The sequence below is a fragment of the Paraburkholderia sp. BR10872 genome (assembly GCF_040965835.1).
GTDB lineage: Bacteria > Pseudomonadota > Gammaproteobacteria > Burkholderiales > Burkholderiaceae > Paraburkholderia > Paraburkholderia nodosa_A.
In genome coordinates, this window is the sequence record NZ_JBFRCN010000013.1 from 122,134 (window position 1) to 144,184 (window position 22,051).

General features: G+C 62.9%; 21 protein-coding genes. 18 read left to right on the plus strand and 3 right to left on the minus strand.

Translation table 11 applies throughout. The features are described 5' to 3' along the window. Positions 1-159: 159 nt before the first annotated feature. The 9 genes from AB4Y43_RS13335 (at position 160) to AB4Y43_RS13375 (ending at position 8,739) form a co-directional block, all read left to right on the plus strand. Positions 160-1,251: a LacI family DNA-binding transcriptional regulator gene (locus AB4Y43_RS13335; RefSeq protein WP_368684281.1), complete on the plus strand. Its 1,092-nt coding sequence runs from the start codon at positions 160-162 to the stop codon at positions 1,249-1,251. A 174-nt stretch (positions 1,252-1,425) separates the two neighbouring features. Further along, a complete protein-coding gene (locus AB4Y43_RS13340; protein ID WP_069262212.1) occupies positions 1,426-2,673 on the plus strand; it encodes an ABC transporter substrate-binding protein in 1,248 nt (415 codons plus the stop codon). 106 nt (positions 2,674-2,779) lie between these two features. Beyond that, a complete protein-coding gene (locus AB4Y43_RS13345; RefSeq protein WP_368727979.1) occupies positions 2,780-3,805 on the plus strand; it encodes a carbohydrate ABC transporter permease in 1,026 nt (341 codons plus the stop codon). Continuing rightward, positions 3,802-4,632 carry a carbohydrate ABC transporter permease gene (locus AB4Y43_RS13350; protein ID WP_028204698.1) on the plus strand — a complete coding sequence of 277 codons (831 nt, stop codon included), beginning with the start codon at positions 3,802-3,804 and terminating at the stop codon, positions 4,630-4,632. Before AB4Y43_RS13345 ends, AB4Y43_RS13350 begins: the two co-directional genes overlap by 4 nt. A gap of 67 nt (positions 4,633-4,699) precedes the next feature. Then, the gene (locus AB4Y43_RS13355; RefSeq protein WP_368727980.1) at positions 4,700-6,037 is read left to right on the plus strand and encodes a GH1 family beta-glucosidase; all 1,338 of its coding nucleotides are present in this window, start codon (positions 4,700-4,702) and stop codon (positions 6,035-6,037) included. A gap of 13 nt (positions 6,038-6,050) precedes the next feature. Beyond that, on the plus strand, positions 6,051-7,181 hold the full coding sequence (locus AB4Y43_RS13360; RefSeq protein WP_368727981.1) for an ABC transporter ATP-binding protein: 1,131 nt from the start codon (positions 6,051-6,053) through the stop codon (positions 7,179-7,181). Between the two features lie 28 nt (positions 7,182-7,209). Beyond that, the gene (locus tag AB4Y43_RS13365) at positions 7,210-7,431 is read left to right on the plus strand and encodes a hypothetical protein (RefSeq protein WP_368684284.1); all 222 of its coding nucleotides are present in this window, start codon (positions 7,210-7,212) and stop codon (positions 7,429-7,431) included. A 688-nt stretch (positions 7,432-8,119) separates the two neighbouring features. Further along, positions 8,120-8,350, plus strand: a complete 231-nt coding sequence (locus tag AB4Y43_RS13370; RefSeq protein ID WP_069262207.1) for a type II toxin-antitoxin system Phd/YefM family antitoxin — start codon at positions 8,120-8,122, stop codon at positions 8,348-8,350. Further along, positions 8,350-8,739 carry a type II toxin-antitoxin system VapC family toxin gene (locus tag AB4Y43_RS13375; protein ID WP_133183964.1) on the plus strand — a complete coding sequence of 130 codons (390 nt, stop codon included), beginning with the start codon at positions 8,350-8,352 and terminating at the stop codon, positions 8,737-8,739. The genes AB4Y43_RS13370 and AB4Y43_RS13375 overlap by 1 nt, the downstream gene beginning before the upstream one ends. Here AB4Y43_RS13375 and AB4Y43_RS13380 read toward each other — a convergent pair. Continuing rightward, positions 8,718-9,794, minus strand: a complete 1,077-nt coding sequence (locus AB4Y43_RS13380) for a LacI family DNA-binding transcriptional regulator (protein ID WP_368603224.1) — start codon at positions 9,792-9,794, stop codon at positions 8,718-8,720. The two genes, AB4Y43_RS13375 and AB4Y43_RS13380, sit on opposite strands and share 22 nt — an antisense overlap. Before the next feature lie 285 nt (positions 9,795-10,079). Here AB4Y43_RS13380 and AB4Y43_RS13385 point away from each other — a divergent pair, with 285 nt between their 5' ends. The 8 genes from AB4Y43_RS13385 (at position 10,080) to AB4Y43_RS13420 (ending at position 19,397) form a co-directional block, all read left to right on the plus strand. Then, a complete protein-coding gene (locus AB4Y43_RS13385) occupies positions 10,080-11,375 on the plus strand; it encodes an extracellular solute-binding protein (protein WP_069262204.1) in 1,296 nt (431 codons plus the stop codon). Between the two features lie 60 nt (positions 11,376-11,435). Beyond that, positions 11,436-12,353 (plus strand): carbohydrate ABC transporter permease, encoded by a 918-nt coding sequence (locus AB4Y43_RS13390; protein ID WP_256094494.1) that lies wholly within the window; start codon positions 11,436-11,438, stop codon positions 12,351-12,353. Between the two features lie 3 nt (positions 12,354-12,356). Continuing rightward, positions 12,357-13,187 carry a carbohydrate ABC transporter permease gene (locus AB4Y43_RS13395; protein ID WP_069262203.1) on the plus strand — a complete coding sequence of 277 codons (831 nt, stop codon included), beginning with the start codon at positions 12,357-12,359 and terminating at the stop codon, positions 13,185-13,187. Between the two features lie 45 nt (positions 13,188-13,232). Next, complete coding sequence (locus AB4Y43_RS13400; protein WP_368727982.1) at positions 13,233-14,363, plus strand: ABC transporter ATP-binding protein; 1,131 nt, start codon at positions 13,233-13,235, stop codon at positions 14,361-14,363. Between the two features lie 108 nt (positions 14,364-14,471). After that, positions 14,472-16,880 (plus strand): glycoside hydrolase family 3 N-terminal domain-containing protein, encoded by a 2,409-nt coding sequence (locus tag AB4Y43_RS13405; RefSeq protein WP_368727983.1) that lies wholly within the window; start codon positions 14,472-14,474, stop codon positions 16,878-16,880. A gap of 88 nt (positions 16,881-16,968) precedes the next feature. Then, positions 16,969-17,736: an SDR family NAD(P)-dependent oxidoreductase gene (locus AB4Y43_RS13410; protein ID WP_368727984.1), complete on the plus strand. Its 768-nt coding sequence runs from the start codon at positions 16,969-16,971 to the stop codon at positions 17,734-17,736. Further along, on the plus strand, positions 17,733-18,617 hold the full coding sequence (locus tag AB4Y43_RS13415) for an SMP-30/gluconolactonase/LRE family protein (protein ID WP_368727985.1): 885 nt from the start codon (positions 17,733-17,735) through the stop codon (positions 18,615-18,617). Before AB4Y43_RS13410 ends, AB4Y43_RS13415 begins: the two co-directional genes overlap by 4 nt. A 153-nt stretch (positions 18,618-18,770) precedes the next feature. Continuing rightward, positions 18,771-19,397 carry a hypothetical protein gene (locus AB4Y43_RS13420; RefSeq protein ID WP_368727986.1) on the plus strand — a complete coding sequence of 209 codons (627 nt, stop codon included), beginning with the start codon at positions 18,771-18,773 and terminating at the stop codon, positions 19,395-19,397. A 266-nt stretch (positions 19,398-19,663) separates the two neighbouring features. Here AB4Y43_RS13420 and AB4Y43_RS13425 read toward each other — a convergent pair whose 3' ends face one another. Together AB4Y43_RS13425 and AB4Y43_RS13430 are read right to left on the minus strand one after the other, a co-directional pair. After that, a complete protein-coding gene (locus AB4Y43_RS13425) occupies positions 19,664-20,548 on the minus strand; it encodes an amidohydrolase family protein (protein ID WP_069262197.1) in 885 nt (294 codons plus the stop codon). 38 nt (positions 20,549-20,586) lie between these two features. Further along, a complete protein-coding gene (locus AB4Y43_RS13430) occupies positions 20,587-21,084 on the minus strand; it encodes a MarR family winged helix-turn-helix transcriptional regulator (RefSeq protein WP_368727987.1) in 498 nt (165 codons plus the stop codon). A 111-nt stretch (positions 21,085-21,195) separates the two neighbouring features. Between AB4Y43_RS13430 and AB4Y43_RS13435 the strand changes: the two genes are divergently transcribed. Beyond that, entirely contained in the window at positions 21,196-22,023 is an 828-nt protein-coding gene (locus AB4Y43_RS13435) for a p-hydroxycinnamoyl CoA hydratase/lyase (RefSeq protein ID WP_069262195.1), read from the plus strand. Positions 22,024-22,051 lie beyond the last annotated feature (28 nt).

The following is a 22,051-nucleotide window of genomic DNA, read 5'->3' on the forward strand; positions in this document are numbered from 1 at the left end:
CTGCTTAATTCTCTACATAGAGAGGCCGGTGCGATCTCTCCTCCACCCTGGTCGCACCGGCTGCTTTTTCTGCGTTCTTTTAGCCCCTTCGAATTCGTATCCGGGAGCGCTTTTTTTAGTGTTTGAAAGCGCTTTCATGCAAATGTTCAGGCGGAACTCATGACCGACGGCACCAACGAAGCACCCGGCGCGCCCAGTGTCCAGAGCGGACCCACTCCGGGTCCCAACGTGACGCTGGAAGAAATTGCGCGCGCAGCCGGCGTGTCTCCGAGCACGGTGTCGCGCATCCTGAACGGCACCGCGCGTGTTCTCCCCGAAAAGCAGCGCGCGGTGGAAGAGGCGATCGCGCGGTTTAACTATCGTCCGAATGTGCTGGCGCGCAGTCTTGCGAGCGGCCGCACCGAAACTATCGGTGTCCTGACACAAGCCGTGTCGAGCCCGTTTTACGCCGAGTGGCTGCGCGGTATCGAAGAGGCGCTTTCCGAGCCGGGCTTCACGCCGATTTTCGTGAGCAGCCGCTGGAATGTCGTCGACGAAAAGGCGCGCCTCGAAGAATTCATCGCGCGCCGCGTGGACGGCATCATTCTGTTGCATGCGCAACTCGACGAATCGACGCTCACCGAATACTCGCGCTACGCGCCCATGCTCGTACTTGGGCGCTCGGTGCAAAACGGCACGGCGCTCGCTGGCCTGCCGATCGACAACCTGCAGGGCGCACGCGACGCGACCCGCCATCTGATCGAGCAGGGCCACCGCGAGATCGCGTTCATTGCCGGCCCGAGCAGTCACGAGGACGCGATCGAGCGTCTCGACGGTTACCGCATCGCCCTGGAAGAAGCGGGTATCGGCTTCGACGCCGATCTGGTCGAGCAGGGCGATTACCTCGAAACGGGCGGGCTCGCCGCCATGGAGCGGCTGCTGATGCGCCGGCCGTCGTTGAGCGCGGTGTTCTGCGCGAACGACCAGACCGCGTACGGCGCGCGTCTCGCGATGTTCCGCCGCGGCGTACGCGTGCCCGAAGATGTGTCGCTGGTCGGCTTCGACGATCTGCCGACTTCTTCGTACATGACGCCGCCTCTGACGACAGTGCGCCAGCCGACCTATGAAATCGGCCGTCTCGCCGCGCAAGGCATCGTGCAGATGATCCGCAAGCAGCCCATCACACTGAGCCCCATTCCGCTCACGCTGGTGACGCGCGAGACGACGCGTCGCATCGGGCCGTCGCCGAGCCCGGGAGAGACGGGTGCATAAGGTTCGAATCCAGATCGGGCCGTTTTTTTAGTTTTGCGGTGAAAGCGCTTTCAAACAGATGAGCGCGGCAAGCAGGGCGTCAGGCACTGCGAATGAATACAACAGGGGAAGTAGTTCGTAGCAGCAGGGGAGCAATTGAACGTCACTCACAAACGTTTCACCAGGAGACATGTAATGAATTTCCGTTTTTCAGGCACTGCCGCTGCAGTTTTGCTCAGCCTGGCTACCGTGGCTGCGCATGCCAGCACCACGCTGACCGTCGCGGTGTTTCCGAAGCTCGACCAGGAAATCAAGGACGCGATTCCCGCGTGGAAGAAGCTGCATCCGGACGTCGACATCAAGGTGTCGTCGCTGGCGATCGCCGATCACCACAACGCCATGACCACCGCGCTCGCAACGAGCTCGGACCTGCCCGACGTGATGGCCGTCGAAGTCGGCTTCATTGGCCGTTTCGCAGCGGGCGGCGGTCTCGAGAACCTGGCGAAGCCGCCCTATAACGCAGGCCAGTACAAGAGCCAGTTCATCAACTACACGTTCGCGCAGGCTACGACGCAGGACGGACAGATTGTCGGCATGCCGGGCGATATCGGCCCGGGCACGCTGTTCTACCGCAAGGACATTCTCGACAAGGCAGGCGTGACCGAAGCCGACTTGACCAAGTCGTGGGAGTCGTATCTGGCGGCCGGGCAGAAGATCAAGAAGGCGACCGGCGCGTACCTGATGGCGTCGTCGCGCGATATCGAAGACATCTATATTCGCGCCGACCTGAAGGAAGGCGATGGCGTGTACTTCGACAAGGCCGGTAATCCGGTCGTGACCTCGCCGCGTTTCGTGAAGGCATTCGAATTGGCGAAGAAGGCGCGTGATCTCGGCCTCGACGCGAAGATCACGCCGTGGTCGAACGAATGGGCCGAAAGCTTCAAGCGCGGCACGGTCGCCACGCAAATGATGGGCGCATGGCTCGGCGGCCACCTCTCCTCGTGGATCGCGCCGGATACGAAGGGCCTGTGGCGCGCAACGAATCTGCCCGACGGCGCTTATGCATCGTTCGGCGGCACGTTCTGGTCGATTCCGGTGAAGGCCACGCAAAAGCAGCTGTCGTGGGAATTCATCAAGTTCCTGACGACGCGCCCGGACGAGCAGCTCGCTTCGTTCCGCTCGATCGACGCCTTCCCGGCGCTGCTTTCGGCGCAGCACGACGACTTCTTCGCGCAGCCGGTGGCGTTCCTCGGCAACGAGAAGGCACGCCTGATCTGGCGCGATGCGGCCGCGCATATCCCGGCGATCCAGCGCAGCAAGTATGACCAGGTTGCCGAAGAGGCGGTCCACTCGGCGCTCGACAAGGTGGTCGACAGCAACGAGGACATCCACCAGGCGCTGCAGGAAGCACAGGCTGAAATCACGCATCGTGTCCGCCGTTAAGCGGCTCTGATGAAACGGCGCGGCACGCATTGCCGCGCTTTGAAGCCCGCTGCAACAGCGTGGCCGGTCGCCCCGGCCGGCCACGCCCGAATGGACGGAATTATTGATGAACTCTCCTCTGCCCACAACTGAACAGGTTTCCCGGGAAGGGCTCGTGCCCGATACGCACGCGCCGCTCGCCCACGCTCGTGGCAAGCCGCGGTTCAATCCGGTCAAGATTGCACCGTACCTCTTTCTCGCGCCGTTTTTTCTGCTGTTCGTCGTGTTCCTGGCCTTTCCGCTGCTGTTTTCGCTGTATCTCTCGTTCCAGAGTTGGGACGCGACAGCGGGTCTGGCGAGCATGAAGTGGGTGGGCCTGTCGAACTTCACCTTCACGCTGACGGACCCGTGGTACTGGAAATCGCTCTACAACACGGCTTCGATGGCGGTCATGTCCGGCGTGCCGCAGCACCTCATTGCGCTGCCGCTGGCGTTCTTTCTGCAAACCGCATTTCGCCGCTGGCGCAATTTCGTGGTCGGGCTGTATTTCCTGCCTTTCATCACGTCGAGCGTGGCGATCGCGCTGATCTTCTCGTCGCTGTATTCGACCGACTTCGGCATGATCAATCTCGCGATCGCCGAGATCGGCAAGATTCCGGGGCTGCACTGGATCGTGCCTTCGAAACCGATCGAGTGGCTGTATAACCCCGCGAACGTGAAGCCGGCGGTTTCCGTCGTCGTCTTCTGGCGCTACGTGGGCTGGAATACGGTGCTTTATCTGTCCGCGCTGCAAACCATTCCGAAGGATCTCTACGAAGCGGCGCGCATCGACGGCGCCAATGGCTGGCAACAGTTCACGCGCATCACGATTCCGCTTCTCAAGCCGATGATCTTCTTCGCGGTCACGCTTTCGATCATCGGTGGGCTGCAACTGTTCGAAGAGCCGTTCATCCTGCTCCCGAACGAAGGCATGGGCACAAGCCAGTCCGGCCTGACGACGGCGGTCTACATGTATCGCACGGCATTCCACGACGGCGACTTCGGCACGGCCAGTTCGATTGCGTGGCTGCTCTTTATCACGATTTCCGCGCTGATGTGGCTCAACACGCGCATTTTCCACCGCAGCGGCATGAAAGAAGAGGCACAGCGATGAAACTGTCGAAAAACAAGGCGCGTTATACGGGCTACGCCGTCGTGCTGGCGGGCGCGGTGCTGATGTTCTCGCCGTTCTGGTTCATGTTCGTCTTCGCTACACATACGAGTTCCGAAATTTTCTCGATGCCGCCGCCGCTGTGGTTCGGCAACGCGTTTCTCGACAACATGGCGTCGCTCATGCGTCACATTCCGTTCTGGCGCAATCTGGGCTGGAGTTTTTATACGGCCACGATCCAGACCGTGCTGACCCTGCTCGTCACCTCGATGGCCGGTTACGCGTTTGCGATGTATGAGTTCCGCTTCAAGAAGACGCTCTTTGCCGTCGCGCTCACGGCCATGCTGGTGCCGCCGTTCCTCAGCATGATTCCGACCTTTATGACGATGAATCTGCTCGGCTGGATCAATCAGCCGCGCGCGCTCTACGTGCCCGGCGCGGCTGCCGCGCTCGGCGTGTTCCTCATGCGCCAGTACATCGCGTCGGCCATTCCGTCCGACCTGATCGAGGCGGCGCGCATCGACGGCTGCGGCGAGTTCCGCATCTACTGGAGCATCGTGCTGCCGCTGCTTGGGCCGGCACTGGGCACGCTCGGGCTCATCAGCTTCATTCAGGCCTGGAATAACTTCCTCTCGGCGCTCGTGGTGCTGCGTTCGCCCTCGATGTACACGCTGCCCCTCGCGCTGCGCATTTTGCAAAGCCCGACCAATTCGGACTGGGGCGCGGTAATGGCAGGCTCGGCGGTCGCCGTGGTGCCGTTGCTGGTGCTGTTCGCTTTCACCTCGCGGCGCTTGATCGACGGTTTGACGACCGGCGCGGTCAAGGCTTGAGTTTCGCTTCGTTCATTTCATGCCGCTCGAGCAAGAGCGGACACGACTATTCAGGATACCTACCGTTATGTCGACGTTTCAATTCAAGAAAAATTTCGTCTGGGGTGTGGCCACCAGCTCGTATCAGATAGAAGGCGCAGCCCGTGAGGACGGCCGTGGCGAATCGATCTGGGACACGTTCTGCCGCGTGCCCGGCAAGGTCGTGAAAGGCGAAAGCGGCGACGTGGCCTGCGATCACTACCATCGCCTCGAGGAAGATCTCGATCTGATGGCGCAAATGGGCGTCAACGCCTATCGCTTTTCGATTGCATGGCCGCGCGTGCAGCCGGATGGCCGCGGCGCGTACAACGAAAAGGGCCTCGCGTTCTACGAGCGTCTGGTCGACGGCTTGCTCGAGCGCGGCATCCAGCCGTTCGCGACGCTGTATCACTGGGACTTGCCGCAAGCATTGCAGACGGAGCAAAACGGCTGGGAAAGCCGCGATACGGCTTATCGTTTCGCCGACTACGCCCGCAAGATCGGCAGTGTGCTGGGCGACCGCGTGGCGTCGATCGCCACGCACAACGAGCCCTGGTGTACCGCATGGCTCGGCAACGCAACGGGCTACTTCGCGCCGGGCAATGCCGACCTGAAGAAGGCTGCGCACGTGGCGCATCATCTGCTGCTTTCGCACGGCCTGGCCGTTCAGGCCATGCGCGCCGATGGTGTGAAGGCGCCGCTCGGCATCGTGCTCAACCAGTCGCCGGCACACGGCGCGACCGACGCGCCTGAAGACCTCGCAGCCGCATCGCTCGAATACGCGAAGTTCGTCCGCTGGTACATGGACCCGATCTTCAAGGGCGAATATCCGGCCGAAGCGCTGCAATGGTATGGCGCGAACGGCCCGCAAGAGGTGATTCGCGAAGGCGACTTCGACATCATCGGCACGCCGCTCGACTTCCTCGGCATCAACTACTACACGCGTATCTTCGCGAGCGCTTCGGGCAACAAGCGTCCACCGGGCGTGCACGGCTTCACGGACATGGACTGGGAAGTCTACCCGGAAGGTCTGACCGAACTGCTCACGAAGCTCAATGCCGAGTACAAGCTGCCGCCGATCTTCATCACCGAGAACGGCTGCGCGTCGAAAGACGTGCTCGAAAACGGCCGCGTGCAGGACACCGACCGCATCCGTTTCCTCGATCTGCACCTCGCCGCATTGTCCGAAGCCGCACGACAAGGCGTGGACGTGGCCGGCTATTTTGCATGGAGCATGCTGGACAACTTCGAATGGGCGTCCGGTTACGACAAGCGCTTCGGCATGGTGTACGTCGACTACGAGACCCAGAAGCGGACGCTGAAAGACAGCGCGCACTGGTATGGCAAGGTCATCGCGGAACATGCCGCCGCCGATCAAGCGTACTAAGGAGGACATAACAATGGGCGAACTCGTATTGCGCAACGTCGTGAAGACGTATGGCGAAGGTCCGCAGATCATTCAGGGCATCGATCTTCATATTCCTGATGGACAGTTCACGGTATTCGTCGGGCCGTCGGGTTGCGGGAAGTCGACCATGCTGCGCATGATCGCCGGGCTCGAGGAAGTGAGCGGCGGCGACATTCTGATCGACGGCCTACGCGTGAACGATCTGCAGCCTGTGGACCGCGGCGTGTCGATGGTGTTCCAGAGCTACGCGCTCTACCCGCATATGACGGTTGCGGAGAACATGGGCTTTTCGCTGAAGCTCTCGGGCAAATCGAAGCGCGAAGTACGCGAGGTCGTGGGCCGCGCTGCCGAAATCCTGCAGATCACGCACCTGCTCGAGCGCAAGCCGAAGGCGCTCTCGGGCGGCCAGCGGCAGCGCGTCGCGATTGGCCGCGCGATCGTGCGCAAGCCGCGCGTCTTTCTGTTCGACGAGCCGCTGTCGAATCTCGACGCGGCGCTGCGCGTGCAGATGCGCATCGAACTCGCGAAGCTGCATCGGGAACTCGGCACGACGATCATTTACGTCACGCACGATCAGGTCGAGGCGATGACGCTCGGCGAGCAGATCGTGGTGTTCAACAAGGGGAACATCGAGCAGACGGGCGCGCCGCTCGATCTGTACGACCGGCCCGCGAACCGTTTTGTCGGCGGCTTCATCGGTTCGCCGCAGATGAACATGCTCGGCGCGACGGTCGTGTCGCAAAACGGCGTGCAGACCGTCCTCGCGCTTGCGGGAGCGAGCCACCGTATCGCGTTGTCGGGCCGCCCGGATCGCGCACTCAATGGCGAATTGACCCTGGGCGTGCGCGCCGAACACTTGAGCATCGGCTTCGCGGACGAAGGCATCGCCGCTCGCGTGGAGCTGGTCGAACATCTGGGCGATGTCTCGATCCTGCACGCGCGTCTCGACGGCATGGCGCACGCCGTCGCGCTCAAGCTCGACAAGAAGGACGCGCAATACGAGCCGGGCGCGCGCGTGGCCATCAAGGTGGCCTCGTCCGCGGTCACGCTGTTCGATGCGAAAGGCGACGCGGTGGCGTTCGAGCGTCCCCAGGTGGGAGAGCACGTTCAAGCCGTCGTTTGACGTGCCGGTTTGGTCGGGGAAGAGTGCCATGACGAACAAAGGGTCGAAGGACGATTTCGCGTCCGCTGTCAATGCGCGCAGCGGGCAGGCCGCGACGTCCGATGAAACGCGCGATGTGACGGAGAGGGAGCGCGAGTCGCAACGCGACCGCCAGGAGAAACGGCGCGAGCCGCTGCATGCGTTTATCGTTCATTTCGACGCGGAGCCTGCGACGAAGCCGCCGCCGGATGAGCCGGACCAGCGAGTGTGACGATATGGGGGCAGGGATGATTATGAGTGTCGCGAATCGGCGTTACGACTTTTCTTACCGCCCATTTAACGTTAGCCGGAACGGTACTTTTTTGCAGTACCCTGTGGCCAGCTTTCCAGGCGCTCTTTCCTTACTGGGCCGGGATCCGGCGCGGTTTACGCGGACTCCGCGTCGATTCGCCAAGCCCAGGTAAACCACGCATGGCGGCGCCGGAAGCGGGCATTTAACATGAATTAACGTTAAGGGTAACGTTATTATGTTTCTGCTTAATCGATGGTCTGCAGCAAAGGTAATCACCTCCCCCAACGCTCCGCTTTCCTGCGGCAGCGTCCGTATCGGCAAGCGAAGCGTACACCGCTACTCGCGCATATCCGCCGGCAAGCAACACACCCTGTTGTCGTGCCTCGCGGGTCGCTCGATCACAACTCGGGCTGCTTGACGGGCATCCATCAGACAGACCGATTATATGAAAGCGCAAGGGCCGCGGGGCGGATTCGGGCGAAACATGTTACCGGTAAAAACCCGCAGTTCGTTGGTGCGAGATATACCGGTGCAGGGCGTAGTTCAGGCAGGAAACGGTTGGGCAACGCCGATAAAGAGCCATTGGGGTGCGAAGCGCGATTTCGTTGCGTGCGCAACGACCCGATGCAATAAAAATCCGATAGAATTTTGATGGGTGGAGAGCGTCATGGAAAAGCGAGTATCTAAAGCCATTTTCAAGTCCCGCGCCTGCGAGCTGTTCCGCCAGGTCGAAACGCTGGGCGAAACCGTCGTCGTGACGGACCGGGGACAACCCACCATTGAAATCCGGCCGTATCGCAGCAAGACGGAGAATCCGCTCGAGCTGCTGCGCGCGTCGATCACGCATTTCAATCTCAAGCACGCGCTTGCACCGGTTCCCGCCGAGCAGGAAGAGTAATGATCACGCTCGACACGCTTGCGCTCGTGTGCTGGCTCGGCAAACAGAAAGCGCTGAGTCAGGCCGCGCACGATGCGATCGACCGTGAACTCGACGGCGGCGAGATCCTCATTTCAGCCATCAGCGCGCTGGAAATCGCGGAGTTCGTGAAGGCGGGCAGCCTGGGGCTTTCCATGGATGCCCGTAGCTGGCTCTCGACGTTTCTGAAGCTGGATGGCGTGCGCCTGATTCCGGTCGATTCGGAAATTGCGTTCCGGGCGGCGACGCTGCCGCCCGCGCTCACTTCGCATCAGAGGCTGATCGTTGCGACCGCCCGCACGCATGGCGGCGCGCTCGTGACCTCCGATGCGAAGGTGCGCGCCTCGACTTACGTCGAAACGATCTGGTGACGCGAGCGGCGGTGGCGCGCTCGCACCGGTCCGGTCGAGTCGCGCACCACCAGCTCGGCAGGCAGCGTGATGCGCTGCGAAGCGGCGTCGATGCCGGCGATCTGCGCGAGCAGCGTATTGACCGCCGAACGCGCCATTTGCTGAAACGGCTGGCGAATCGTAGTGAGGGCAGGATGAAACTGCTCGGACATGGGGATATCGTCGAACCCGATCACGGAAATGTCGTCGGGCACGCGCAGGCCTGCTTCCCTGACTGCGGCGATCACGCCGAACGCGCTCTGGTCGTTGGCCGTGAAGATCGCGGTGGGTGGATCGGGGAGATTGAGCAGGTCGAACGTGACGTCGAACGCCATCATTTGCGAGAGGTCGCCCGCGGCGACCAGCGCGTCTTCACGTGGCAGGCCGAGCTTGGCGAGGGTGTCGCGATAGCCGCGCTGGCGGTCGCGCACGCCTTCGATGGTTTCGTCGCCGGCGAGAAACGCAATGCGCTTGTGGCCGAGTTCCGCGAGATGCTCGACCGCGAGACAGGCGCCGCCGTAATTGTCGACGGACACCGAAGGAAAGCCCGTGAGCGTGCCGCGCTGATCGACCACCACTACGGGCACTTTGGCCGTGGCGAGGGCTTCGAGGCAGAGCGATTCGCGCGGCAGGATGGCGAGAATGCCGTCGGAAAATTGCTGGATCAACCCGAGCAGGTCGTGATGCGTATGGCGGTCTTCGTCGAACACGGTGTACACGAGCATTTCCATGCCCGCGCCGCGTGCCGCGCGGCCCGCGCCGAGCACCAGTTCGCTCGAGAACTGCGTGTCGAGCGTGGGCGTAATGATGCCGATGATGCCGTTGCGCCCGCCCGAGAGTTTCTGGGCGGTGCGGTTCACGACATAGCCGATGTCCGAAGCGATTCTCAGTACTTCGTCGCGCGTTTCGCGCGACACGCCCGGGCGTCCATTGAGCGCGCGCGACGCGGTCATCTGCGACACCCCGGCAAGCTTGGCGACGTGCTCAAGCGTTGGAGTTTGCCTTGCCATGCGTGGTGTGGGCTTACGAGAGGTCATGTCTGCGAAGACTCGCTCGTGACTCGCTGGTTACTCCGCGGATGGGCCGCTCGTCACGTTAGCGATACCGTTTGTGTGCTGGTTATTCTATCAGATGCGCGCTTGTGCAACCGTCCCCGTGCGTACCACCCTTGCGCAGGGCGCAAGCTCCCACGGGGGCTCACCAGGAAAATCCCGCATAGCCGTAGTTTGAGTCTCGGCTTAACATCCACTAACGTTAAGGCTAACGTTAAACCCGCAGATAACTCAGGTAGCTCTCAAAAATCCTAAAGAGGGGACACAAACATGGCGTACCCAGGTTTCTCCACGGCGCGGGCCATTGCCGGCGCCACGGCACTGCTGTTTTCACTGTCTGCAGTCGTTTCGAACGCCGTTGCGGCGGAATCCAAAACCATCACGGTATGGGATCAGCAGACCAATGCGTCGTCGAGCAAGATCATCCGTGACGCGTCGGACCGCTTCGAAAAGGCCGATCCGGGCTACAAGGTCGAGAATTCGCACGTCCTGAACGAGGCGTACAAGACGAAGCTGAAGGTGGCGTTCGGTGCGAACCAGCCGCCGTGCGTGTTCGAGAACTGGGGCGGCGGCGGCCTGCAGGAATATGTGAAATCCGGTCAGATCGTCGACCTCACGCCGTACCTGAACAAGGACCCGGCGTATCGCAACCGCTTCATGCAGTCGTCGTGGAGCGTCACGACGTTCGGCGGCAAGACCTACGGTGTCGCTGCCGAAAACGCCGCGGCCGCCGTGATCTTCTACAACAAGGAAGTCTTCAAGAAGTACGGCATTACGCCGCCCAAGACGTGGGATGAACTGATGCACGTCGTGGATGTGCTGAAGCAGCACAACGTGGCAGCGTTCTCACTTGCGAACAAGAACAAGTGGACGGGCTCGATGTACTACATGTACCTCGTCGACCGTATCGGCGGTCCGCAAGTCGTGAGCGACGCGATCGCAGGAAAGGGTAAGGGCTTCGAAGATCCGGCGTTCATCGAAGCCGGCAAGCGCATTCAGGAGCTCGTGAAGGCGGGCGCGTTCGCGCCGGGCATCAACGGCCTCGACTATGACTCGGGTGCATCGCGCCGTCTGCTGTATACGGGCAAGGCCGCGATGGAGCTGATGGGCGCCTGGGAAGCTTCGACGATCGCCAACGAAAATCCGACGTTCTCGAAGGATCTCGACTTCTTCCCGTTCCCGAGCGTGCCGGGCGGCAAGGGCGACCCGCGCGACCTGATCGGCACGGTGGGCGATGGCTTCCTGAGCATCTCGACCGAGTGCAAGACGCCGGAAGCCGCATTCAAGCTGATCCAGTCGCTGACCGACGACCAGGCGATGCAGGCGCGCGCGTCGGATGACCACAAGCTTCCGCCGGTCAACAACGTCAAGATCGACGATCCGTTCACGCAGCGTCTGCAGCAACTGCTTGCCGCGGCGCCGAGCGTGCAGCTCTGGTACGACCAGGCTCTGCCGCCGGCGTTGGGCGAACTGCACAAGGACACGACGCAGGCGCTGTTCGGTCTGTCGGTGACGCCTGAGGCGGCCGCGCAGCAAATGGAAGCCGCTTCGAAGAAGGGCGGTTGATCTCCAGCACTCAGGAAAAGTCCGGCTGGCGCCGCAAGGCGCCGGCCGGCAGAAAAGCTCGTGAATATTGCACTTTCCGCTACACCCGAACGCCGGCTGAAGCTCTCCTCGCAAACGCTCGTCACGGTCGTGTTTCTCGCGCCGGCGCTGCTGCTGCTGGCCGTGTTCCTGCTTTATCCGCTCGTTTCCAGCTTGCGGCTGTCGCTGCTCGACTGGAATGGTCTCGGCAATACGGCCCGCTATACGGGGCTCGCGAACTGGGCGCGGCTCGCCCATGACACGGTGTTCTGGCAATCGCTCAAGAACAACGTGATTCTCGCGCTCGCCTCGATTGTCATTCAGCTTCCTGTCGCGCTGGCGCTCGCCGTGCTGCTGGAAAAGGCCGGCCGTGGCTCGCGCGTACTCAAGGTTCTCTATTTTTTGCCGCTGCTCATGTCGAGCGTGGCGATCGGCGTGCTGTTCAAGCAGATCTACGATCCGAATTTCGGACCCCTGAATGTCGCGCTGCAGGCATTCGGGCTCGATGGTCTCGCGAAGGACTGGCTGGGCGACCCGCACTTCTCGCTGGGCGCGACCATCGCCGTGATCATCTGGCAGAACGCGCCTTTCTACATGATTCTGTTCCTCGCCGGCCTCTCGTCGATGCCGGCCGAGGTTAACGAGGCAGCGCTGCTCGACGGGGCTTCCGAGTGGACCATCTTCTGGCGCATCAAGCTGCCGCACCTGCAGGGCACGGTGCGCACGGCCGTGATCCTTTCCGTGCTCGGCTCGCTGCGTTACTTCGATCTCGTCTTCGTCATGACCGGCGGCGGCCCCGAGGGCTCGTCCGAGGTGATGGCCACCTACATGTATCGCACGGTGTTCAGTTCGTTCCAGCTCGGCTACGGCAGCACCATCGGCTCGGCGATGTTCCTGATCGTCATCGCAGTGGCGGCGGTGTCGATGTACTTCACGCGCCGCTATGCAACCGAGGTCTGAAGCATGATCAAGAAATTCCGCTTTCCCCGTGTGACGATTCCGATCCTCGCGCTGATCTGGCTGGCCGTCACCACGGTGCCGTTCATCTTCATGGTGGTGTCGAGCGTCAAGAGCCAGGAAGAGACCTTCACGACTTCCGTGTGGGCGCCGCCGAGCCACCTTTATTGGGGCAATTACGCGGCCGTGCTGAAGGGGCCGTTCTTCACATATTTCCGCAACAGTCTGTTCACGGTGGGCGTGTCGGTCGCGCTGATCGTCGTCATCAGCGCGATGGCGGCCTATGTGTTTGCGCGCATGCGCTTCAGGCTGAACAAGCTGCTCTTCGGTCTCGTGGTGGCGGGCATGATCGTGCCGCTGCATGCGACGCTGGTGCCGATCTACCTGCTTACGCGCAACCTCGGTCTTTACGATACGCAGTTCGCGCTGCTCGGCCCCTATGTGGCGCTCAGCCTGCCGGTGTCGATCTTCATCCTGACCGAGTTCATGCGGCAGATTCCGCGCGAGCTCGAAGAAGCCGCGCAGCTCGACGGCTGTAGCCCGTTCCGCATTTTCTGGCGCATTTTCTTCCCGCTTTCGGGACCGGGGCTCGCCACGGTGGCGATCTTCAACGGCATTGGTCTCTGGAACGAGTTCATCTTCGCGTACATGCTCACGTCGACGTCCGAGCACCGTACGCTGCCCCTCGCGATCTGGGACTTCATGGGGCAATACGCGTCGAACATACCCTCGATGCTTTCCGTTCTCGTGCTCACGTCGTTGCCGTTGATCGTCGCTTACGCGTTCGGTCAGGAGCGCGTGATCAAGGGGATGATGGCCGGCTCGCTCAAGGGCTGATTCAGGTCTGATTCGCACCGCTAACCGAACTTCGCATAAAACGATATGGCAAGCATTTCCCTCAACAACGTACAGAAGGCCTACGCGAGCGGCAACGCGGTGATCCGCGACGCCAACCTCGAAGTCGGCAAGAACGAATTCTGCGTGTTCCTCGGCCCGTCGGGCTGCGGCAAGTCCACGCTGCTGCGCATGATCGCCGGACTCGAATCGATCACCGACGGCGAACTGCGCATCGACGGTGAACGCATGAACGAGGTCGAACCCGCGAAGCGCAAGGTCGCGATGGTGTTCCAGAACTATGCGCTCTATCCGCATATGAGCGTGTACGAGAACATGGCATTCGGTCTGCGTCAGGCGAAAATCGACAAGGCCGTCATCGACAAGAAGGTGCGCAGCGCGGCTGCCGCACTGCAGCTCGATACCTATCTCGAACGCCGCCCCGCAGCGCTTTCGGGCGGCCAGCGCCAGCGCGTGGCGATCGGGCGCGCGATCGTGCGCGAGCCGGGCGTGTTCCTGTTCGACGAGCCGCTTTCGAACCTCGATGCGGCGCTGCGCGTGCAGACGCGTACCGAAATCGCGCGTCTGCATCGCGAGTTCAGCGAGGCGAGCGCCGTGTATGTGACGCACGATCAGGTGGAAGCCATGGCGCTGGCCGATCGCATCGTGCTCCTGCAGGCCGGCGATCACATGGAGCGCCACGGCAGCGTCGCGCAGGTGGGGGCGCCCCTCGATCTGTATCACCATCCGAAGAGCCGGTTCGTCGCGGGCTTCATCGGCTCGCCGAAAATGAACTTCTTCGCAGGCACGGTGGTGGGTGGCGACGATGGCGGCGTGGACATCGACCTGCAAAGCGGCGAGCGCGTGCGTGCGCGCGTGGACGGCTCGCGTGCGCGCGCCGGCATGAAGGTGACGCTCGGTGTGCGTCCGGAGCATCTGCGTGTGGCCGGCGATGCACGCAACGAACAGACGCTGGCGTGCCGCGTGAAGCTCGTCGAGCACATGGGCGAGCACAGCTACATCCACGCAACGCAGACCGGCTCGGGCGCGGCGACACTGATCGCCAAGGTGCCCGGCGACAGCGCGTTGACGCACGATGAAGTGGTCAAGCTTGCGCTGCCCGCCGAGGCATGCCACGTGTTCGACGATCACGATATGGCGCTGCGTCGTCTCATCTAAGCCGGGCGCCGCTTTCGCCGCGCGCCCGCGCAACGCCATTTTCAAAAGCACAACTAAACGGACGGCGAAACATCAGCGCCGTCTCGTGCAATACCAGGGAGTGAAGCAATGTCGCTTGAACACACCACAGAGATTCCGCTTTACCGCCGCTCCGACGCACCGACCGCGCAGCGCGTGGCGGATCTGCTCGCGCGCATGACGCTCGATGAAAAAATTGCCCAGCTTCACGCCGCGTGGCTGGTGCTTTCGGCCGACGGCGAGCACAAGGCGCGCAGTATCGACTTCGCGCAAAGCGCCAACAGCCTCACGGTGAACCAGATTCTCGAACACGGTCTTGGACAGATCACGCGTCCGCTCGGCACCCACACGGTCGATCCCAAAGAGGGCGTGCGTGCGCTCAACGAACTGCAGCGCAAGATGGTCGAAGATACGCGCCTGGGTATTCCCGTCATGTCGCACGAGGAATGTCTCGTGGGCCTGATGATCAAGGACGCCACGCTGTTTCCCTCGCCGCTGAACTACGCGGCGACGTGGAACCCGGATCTCGTGGGCGAAGTGGGGCGCATCATCGGCGAGCAGGCACGCTCGATCGGCTGCCACCAGGGCCTGGCGCCCGTACTCGACGTGTCGCGCGATCCGCGCTGGGGCCGCACCGAGGAAACGCTCGGCGAAGATCCGTATCTGGTGGGCGTGCTCGCGTGTCACTACGTGAACGGTCTGCAAGGCGAGCGCCGCGACGTGCTCGCCACGCTCAAGCATTTCGTCGGCCACTCCGCGAGCGAAGGCGCCCGCAATCATGCGCCCGTGCACGTCGGACCGCGCGAGTTGAACGACGTGTTTCTGCTGCCGTTCGAAATGGCGGTCAAACTCGCGCACGCGGGCTCGATCATGCCGGCGTACCACGATATCGACGGCGTGCCCTGCCATGCGGACCGCACGCTGCTGCACGATACGCTGCGCGAAAAGTGGGGTTTCGAGGGGCTCGTCGTTGCGGACTATGCTGCCGTCGACCTGCTCTACAGCCATCACGCGGTGGCGCACGACAGCGCGTCGGCGGCGGCGCTCGCGTTCAATTCGGGACTCGACGTCGAGTTGCCTGGGCACGAGTGTGCGGTCCATCTGAAAGAAGCGCTCGATCGCGGCGAGATCACCGAAGCGACGATCGACACCGCGGTGTCGCGCGTGCTGAGCACCAAGTTCCGCCTTGGCCTGTTCGAGAATCCGTATGTGGACCCCGAGCGCGTGGACGTGAAGGGCACGGCAGCGGCCGATACGGCGTATCAGGTCGCGCTCGAATCGGCGGTGCTGCTGCGTAATCAAGGCGGCGTGCTGCCGTTGAACGCCAATGGCGCGCAAACAATCGCGGTGATCGGCCCGACCGCCGACGACCCGCTCGCGCTGCTCGCCGGCTACAGCTTTCCGGTGCACCTCATCAACTCGGGCGAGCAGTCTGTCGCGTCGATCGCTACGCCGCTGGGCGCACTGCGCGCGCTGCTGGGCGAGTCGCGCGTGCTGCATGCCAAGGGTTGCGACATCATCAAGACCCGCCGTGCGGGTGCGCCGGTTTTCCCGGGCGACGTGTCGCTCGACCTGAGCACCGCCGCCAACCGCGACGAACTGATCAGCAAGGACACCGATGCGATTCCCGACGCGGTCGATGCTGCGGGAAAAGCGGACGTGGCCGTCGTATTCGTCGGCGATCTGGCGGGCTTGTTCCAGTCCGGTACGGTGGGCGAAGGCTCCGATACGGACAGCCTGGAACTCCCGGGCGTGCAGTTGCAGATGCTCGAGGCCGTGGTCGAGAGCGGCACGCCTACGGTCGTCGTGATGACGGGCGGCCGCCCGTACAACCTCGGCGGCCTCGAAGATCGCATCGCCGCGCAGATCATGGCGTTTGCGCCGGGCGAGCGCGGCGCCGAGGCGCTTGCCGATCTGCTGGTGGGTCGCGCCGGGTTCAGCGGCCGTCTGCCGCTCTCCGTGCCGAAGAGCGCAGGGGCGGTGCCGTATGTGTACAACCATCGCCTCAAGAGCGCGGGCACGCCGATCGCCTACCACTTCGGCAGCCGCTATCCGTTTGGTTTCGGCCTCGGCTACACGCAGTTCCGTTACGGCGATCTCGCGGTGGCGCAACACGAAGTCCCGCTCGAAGACGGCACCGTCGAACTGAGCTTCACGGTCGAGAACACCGGCTCGCGCGACGGCACGGAGATCGTGCAGATCTACGTGCGCGACCAGCATGCTTCGACGGCGCGGCCGGTACGCGAACTCAAGGCGTTCGCTCGTGTGCCGCTCGCGGCAGGCGCGCTCACTCGCGTGAACGTGAAGCTGCCCGTCGATATGTTCAATTTCACCGACGCACGCGGCGAGCGCATCGTCGAGCCGGGCAAGTTCGATCTGATGGTGGGCAGTTCGAGCCGCGATATCCATCTGAGCGGCACGGTCACGGTGGTGGGCAATGCCGCGCGCACGCTCCCGCGCGACTGGCGCATGCTGAGCGCCGTCGAAGTCGTCTCGTAAGCGAAAGGGAAGCGGCAGGTCAGGGCGGCGAGCCATTTGCGGCTCGCCGCCCTGTTTGGGTTCTGACAAGTCAACACTGGAATATTTGATGTCGTACGCAATCTATCCGAGCCTGGCGGACAAAACCGTCGTTATCACCGGCGGCGGCAGCGGGATCGGCGCCGCGGTCGTGGAGGCATTCGCGCAGCAGGGCGCGCGCGTGTTTTTCCTCGATGTGGCCGAAGACGATTCGCTCGCGCTTCAGGAGAAGCTTCGCGATGCGAAGCATCCGCCGCTGTTCAAGCGCTGCGACCTGTGCAGCGTGGACGCGATCGAAAGCGTGTTCGCGTCGATCGTCGATGCCGCGGGCCCGATCGACGTGCTCGTGAACAACGCGGGCAATGACGACCGCCATGATGTTGGCGAGCTGACCGCGAGTTACTGGGACGGGCGCATCGCCGTCAACCTGCGCCATCAGTTCTTCTGCGCGCAGGCCGCCGCGCGGGGCATGCGCCAGGCGGGGCGCGGCGTGATCCTGAACTTCGGTTCGGTGTCGTGGCACGTCGCGTTGCCGAACCTGCCGATCTACCTGACCGCCAAGGCCGGCATCGAAGGTTTGACGCGCGGCCTCGCGCGCGACCTGGGCGGCGCGGGTATTCGCGTGAACTGCATCATCCCGGGCGCCGTGAAAACGCCGCGGCAGATGAACCTGTGGCAAACGCCGGAGAGCGAGGCGAAAGTCGTCGCGGGGCAGTGTCTGCAGCTGCGCATCGAGCCCGAGCACGTGGCCCGCATGGCCTTGTTCCTCGCATCCGACGACGCCTCGCGCTGCTCCGGGCGCGATTACTTCGTCGACGCGGGATGGTACGGAGAATGACGATGCCGGCTCCCGTATGCGTGTGGCCGATCGGCGCCGAGCTGGCCGAAGGGCCGCTCTGGCAGGCCGCGGAAAACGCGGTCTATTTCGTCGATATCAAGGGCCGCCGGATTCATCGCTTCGTGGTCACGACCGGGGAGCGCACGACGTGGTACGCGCCCGACCAGGTCGGCTTCATCGCGCCGCTGGGCGACCGGGCTTTTGTGTGCGGCCTGCCTGACGGCCTGTATCGTTTCGACGCCGTGAGCGGGGAATTCGACAAGCTGGTCGATGTCGAGCCGCATCTGCCGGGCAATCGCCTCAACGACGGTTTCGCCGATGCGCGCGGGCGCCTGTGGTTCGGCTCGATGGACGACGCCGAGCAAGCGCCGAGCGGCACGCTGTATCGCGTGGACGCAGGCGCGGTGGCGAGCACGCAGGACAGCGGCTACGTGATCACCAACGGCCCGGCCATGAGTCCGGACGGCCGCACGCTCTATCACAACGACACAATGCGCCGCGTCGTGTATGCGTTCGATGTTGCCATTGACGGCACGCTGTCGGGCAAGCGCATCTTCACCGCCATTGCCGGCGACGGGTACCCGGACGGCATGGCCGTGGACGCAGAGGGCTACGTATGGGTCGCACTGTTCGGCGGCTGGCGCATCGACCGTTATTCGCCCGAAGGCGAACTGGCCGGCCAGATCGCGTTTCCGTGCGCAAATATCACGAAACTCGCGTTCGGCGGGGACGATCTGCAGACCGTGTACGTTTCCACCGCGTGGAAGGGGCTCACGGCAGCCGAGCGCGAGAAGCAGCCGCTGGCGGGCGGCCTGTTCACGTTCCGCTCGCCGGTGCCGGGGCAGGCGCCGGGAAGCTGTGCGGCGGCCTTCGCACGGTAGGGAGCCTCGACGCCAGCCTCTACCCCAGCCTCGACCCTATAGGACCAAAGTCCGATGGTCGGGGCGTCCTGCAGTGTTAGGCTCCGAGAACACACGCCATGGTCCCGGACCGGCGCAGCAAGCGTGGCACCTGATCGTCTCAAGGGGACTACCATGCTCTACCGATCGAATACGCGCATTGCGTTCGCGCGCTGCCTGGCGCTCTCAGTCGTAGCATGCGGCTTCTTTGCGGCCTCGGTGCCCCTGTGCCGCGCGGCTGACGAGGACGCCTCTGCTGCCTCGGAGGCCATGCCAGCCGGGGCCTCCGTCGACACGGAAAGCGGCACCGTCAGTTTGATCGATCAGAAGAATGCACTCATCGTCGTGACCGTGCCGGGTCACGACGACCTGAGCTTCAATGTGAAAGATCATCCCGATGTGCTCAAGGTGATCCGGGTCGGCGACAAGCTGACGACCCACTACATGGAGCCGTACGTCACCGGATTGACGCCGGCCGAAGGCGCGGCGGTGACGCGCCTGACCCACACGGCAAAGGTGACCCAGCACTCCTCCGGCGCCGACCAGGAAAACTTCCAGGTACTCCGGGTCTTCAGCGGCGTGGCGCAAGTCACCGGCGTCGACCGCAAGCTCAACCTCCTGACCGTCGTCGACAAGTCCGGCACGGCCCGTTCCATTCGGGTCAGCCGCCCGGATCTGATCGAAGTGATGCAGTCCCTCAAGCACCATAGCCACGTGCGGATCAAGTACGAATCCGAGATGACGATCATCGTCGCCCGTTAGCGGATACGCTGTGGGGGGCGCCCGTTTCTTCCGGCCCTAAAAGGTGGTGCGTGCAATCGGACCGATAATTCTCGCCGATCACGTGAAGCCAATCAGCTACCTCAAGAGTGCAGGTCCGCGACGACACCGTTTTTATTCACCTCGTGATCGACACGCGACGCGACCTGCAAGCGCTTCTCCATAGAATCGTGCTCCGCTTGATGTAAATTGCATGGGCGCAGCGTATCGAATACCGTGGCCGTGTCTCGCCGGGCGCGCCGCTTTCTTCAGGTTTTCGCGCCGAGATCCAGCAGCCGTACCGCATTCTCCTTGAGGATCAACGGGCGCACTTCCGGCTTGATGTCGAGCGTATCGAAATCCGCGAGCCAGCGATCCGGACGGATCAAGGGAAAGTCGGAAGCGAACAGCACTCGCTCGCGCAACAGCGTATTCGCGTACTTCACCAATTCCGGCGAGAAGTATTTCGGCGACCAGCCCGACAGGTCGATATACACGTTGGGCTTGTGCAGCGCGATGGAAAGCGCCTGCTCCTGCCACGGCCAGGAGGGATGCGCGATGACGATCTTCATGTCGGGGAAATCGGCGGCCACGTCGTCGAGATAGATCGGCTCCGAGTACTTCAGACGCAACCCGCCGCCGCCGCGCATGCCCGAACCCATGCCCGAGTGGCCGCTATGAAACACCGCGGGCAGGCCATATTCGGCAATCACTTCGTATAGCGGGTAAGCCAGCCGGTCGTTGGCGAAAAAGCCCTGCATGGTGGGGTGAAACTTGAAGCCGCGCACGCCATGCGCCTCGATCAGCCGCCGCGCCTCGCGCGCGCCGAACTTGCCCTTGTGCGGGTCGATGCTGGCGAACGCGATCATGATGTCGGCGTTCCGCTGCGCGAAGTCGGCGATCTCTTCGTTGTCGATGCGGCGACGCCCGATATTCGCCTCGCAATCCACCGTGAACATCACGAAACCGATGTTGCGCTCGCGGTAGTGCTCGATCGTTTCCGGAATCGTCGGGCGGCGGCCTTGCTTCAACACGGTGCCAAAATACTTGTCGGCGGCGTCGTCGAACTCCTTCGCGAAGAGGTCGGGCGGCTGGCAGCACGACACTTCGGCGTGGACGTGCGTGTCGATCGCAACGAGCTGGTCGATGTTCAAAGGTGTCTCCTCCTTATTGTCACTCGCCGCACGAGCGCTTAAGCAGCGCGCAGATTGCGCACGCAGGCATGCAGCAGCGCGTGGAGTTTTTCCGCTGTTTCGGTGTCCATATCGTCGAGCATTGCGCCTTCCACGTGGTCGGCGGCGGCGTCGCATTCGCCCAGCAGCGCGTCGCCGGCTTCCGTGAGCGAAAGCAGCACCACGCGGCGGTTCATCGGATCGGCTTCTCGCATGACCCAGCCGTTCGCCTCCATCGTCTTCACGACTTCGTTGGCGGCCTGCGGCGTGATGAACGAGCGCTCGGCGAGTTGCGCATTGGACGAGCGGCCGCGCGCACGCAGCACGGAAAGCGCGGTGTACTGCGGCAGCGTGAGCCCGTGGCGCGCAAGCGCTTCGGTCAGGCGGCGCGACACGACGCGGTCGAGCTGGCCGATCAGGTAGCTCAGGCGCATGGGCGGCACGGCGTGCGGGCTGCCCTCGGCGGCTGGCTGCGCGATTCGGGCGCGCGGCGCAGTGGGTGAAGTTTTCTGGTTCATCGCGTTTTACGGGTTTGTACCGACGAGATCATATTCTACTTTACATATCAGGGAGCCTGATAGTAAATTGATTTCAAGCCGCGAGTGCGGCGGTGTCTACGGAGAGAGAGAATGAGTTACGAAGGTCGCTGGAAAACGGTCAAGGTTGCGGTCGAGGGCGGCATCGGCTGGGTGACGTTCAACCGGCCGGAAAAGCGCAACGCCATGAGCCCGACGCTCAACAAGGAGATGATCGACGTCCTCGAAACGCTCGAGCTCGACGCCGAGGCGCAAGTGCTCGTGCTGACCGGCGAAGGCTCGGCATGGACGGCCGGCATGGACCTGAAGGAATACTTCCGCGAGGTCGATGCGGGCCCCGACGTGCTGCAGGAGCGCATTCGCCGCGACGCGAGCCGCTGGCAATGGCAGCTGCTGCGCATGTATTCGAAGCCGACCATCGCGATGGTGAACGGCTGGTGTTTCGGCGGCGGCTTCTCGCCGCTCGTGGCGTGCGATCTCGCGATTGCCGCGGACGAAGCCACGTTCGGTCTTTCGGAAATCAACTGGGGCATTCCGCCGGGCAACCTCGTGAGCAAGGCGATGGCAGATACGGTGGGCCACCGCGAGGCGCTTTACTACATCATGACGGGCGATACCTTTACGGGCCAGCAGGCCGCGAAAATGGGCCTGGTCAACAAGAGCGTGCCGCTCGCGCAGCTGCGCGAGGAAGTGCTCGCGCTTGCCGCGAAACTGCTCGACAAGAACCCGGTCGTGCTGCGCAACGCGAAGCATGGCTTCAAGCGTTCGCGTGAACTGACGTGGGAGCAGAACGAGGACTATCTCTACGCGAAGCTGGACCAGGCCAACCATCGCGACAAGGAAGGCGGCCGCGAGCAGGGCCTCAAACAGTTCCTCGACGACAAGAGCATCAAGCCGGGCTTGCAGGCATACAAGCGCTAATCGATAGCGGCGCACCAGACAGAGGAGA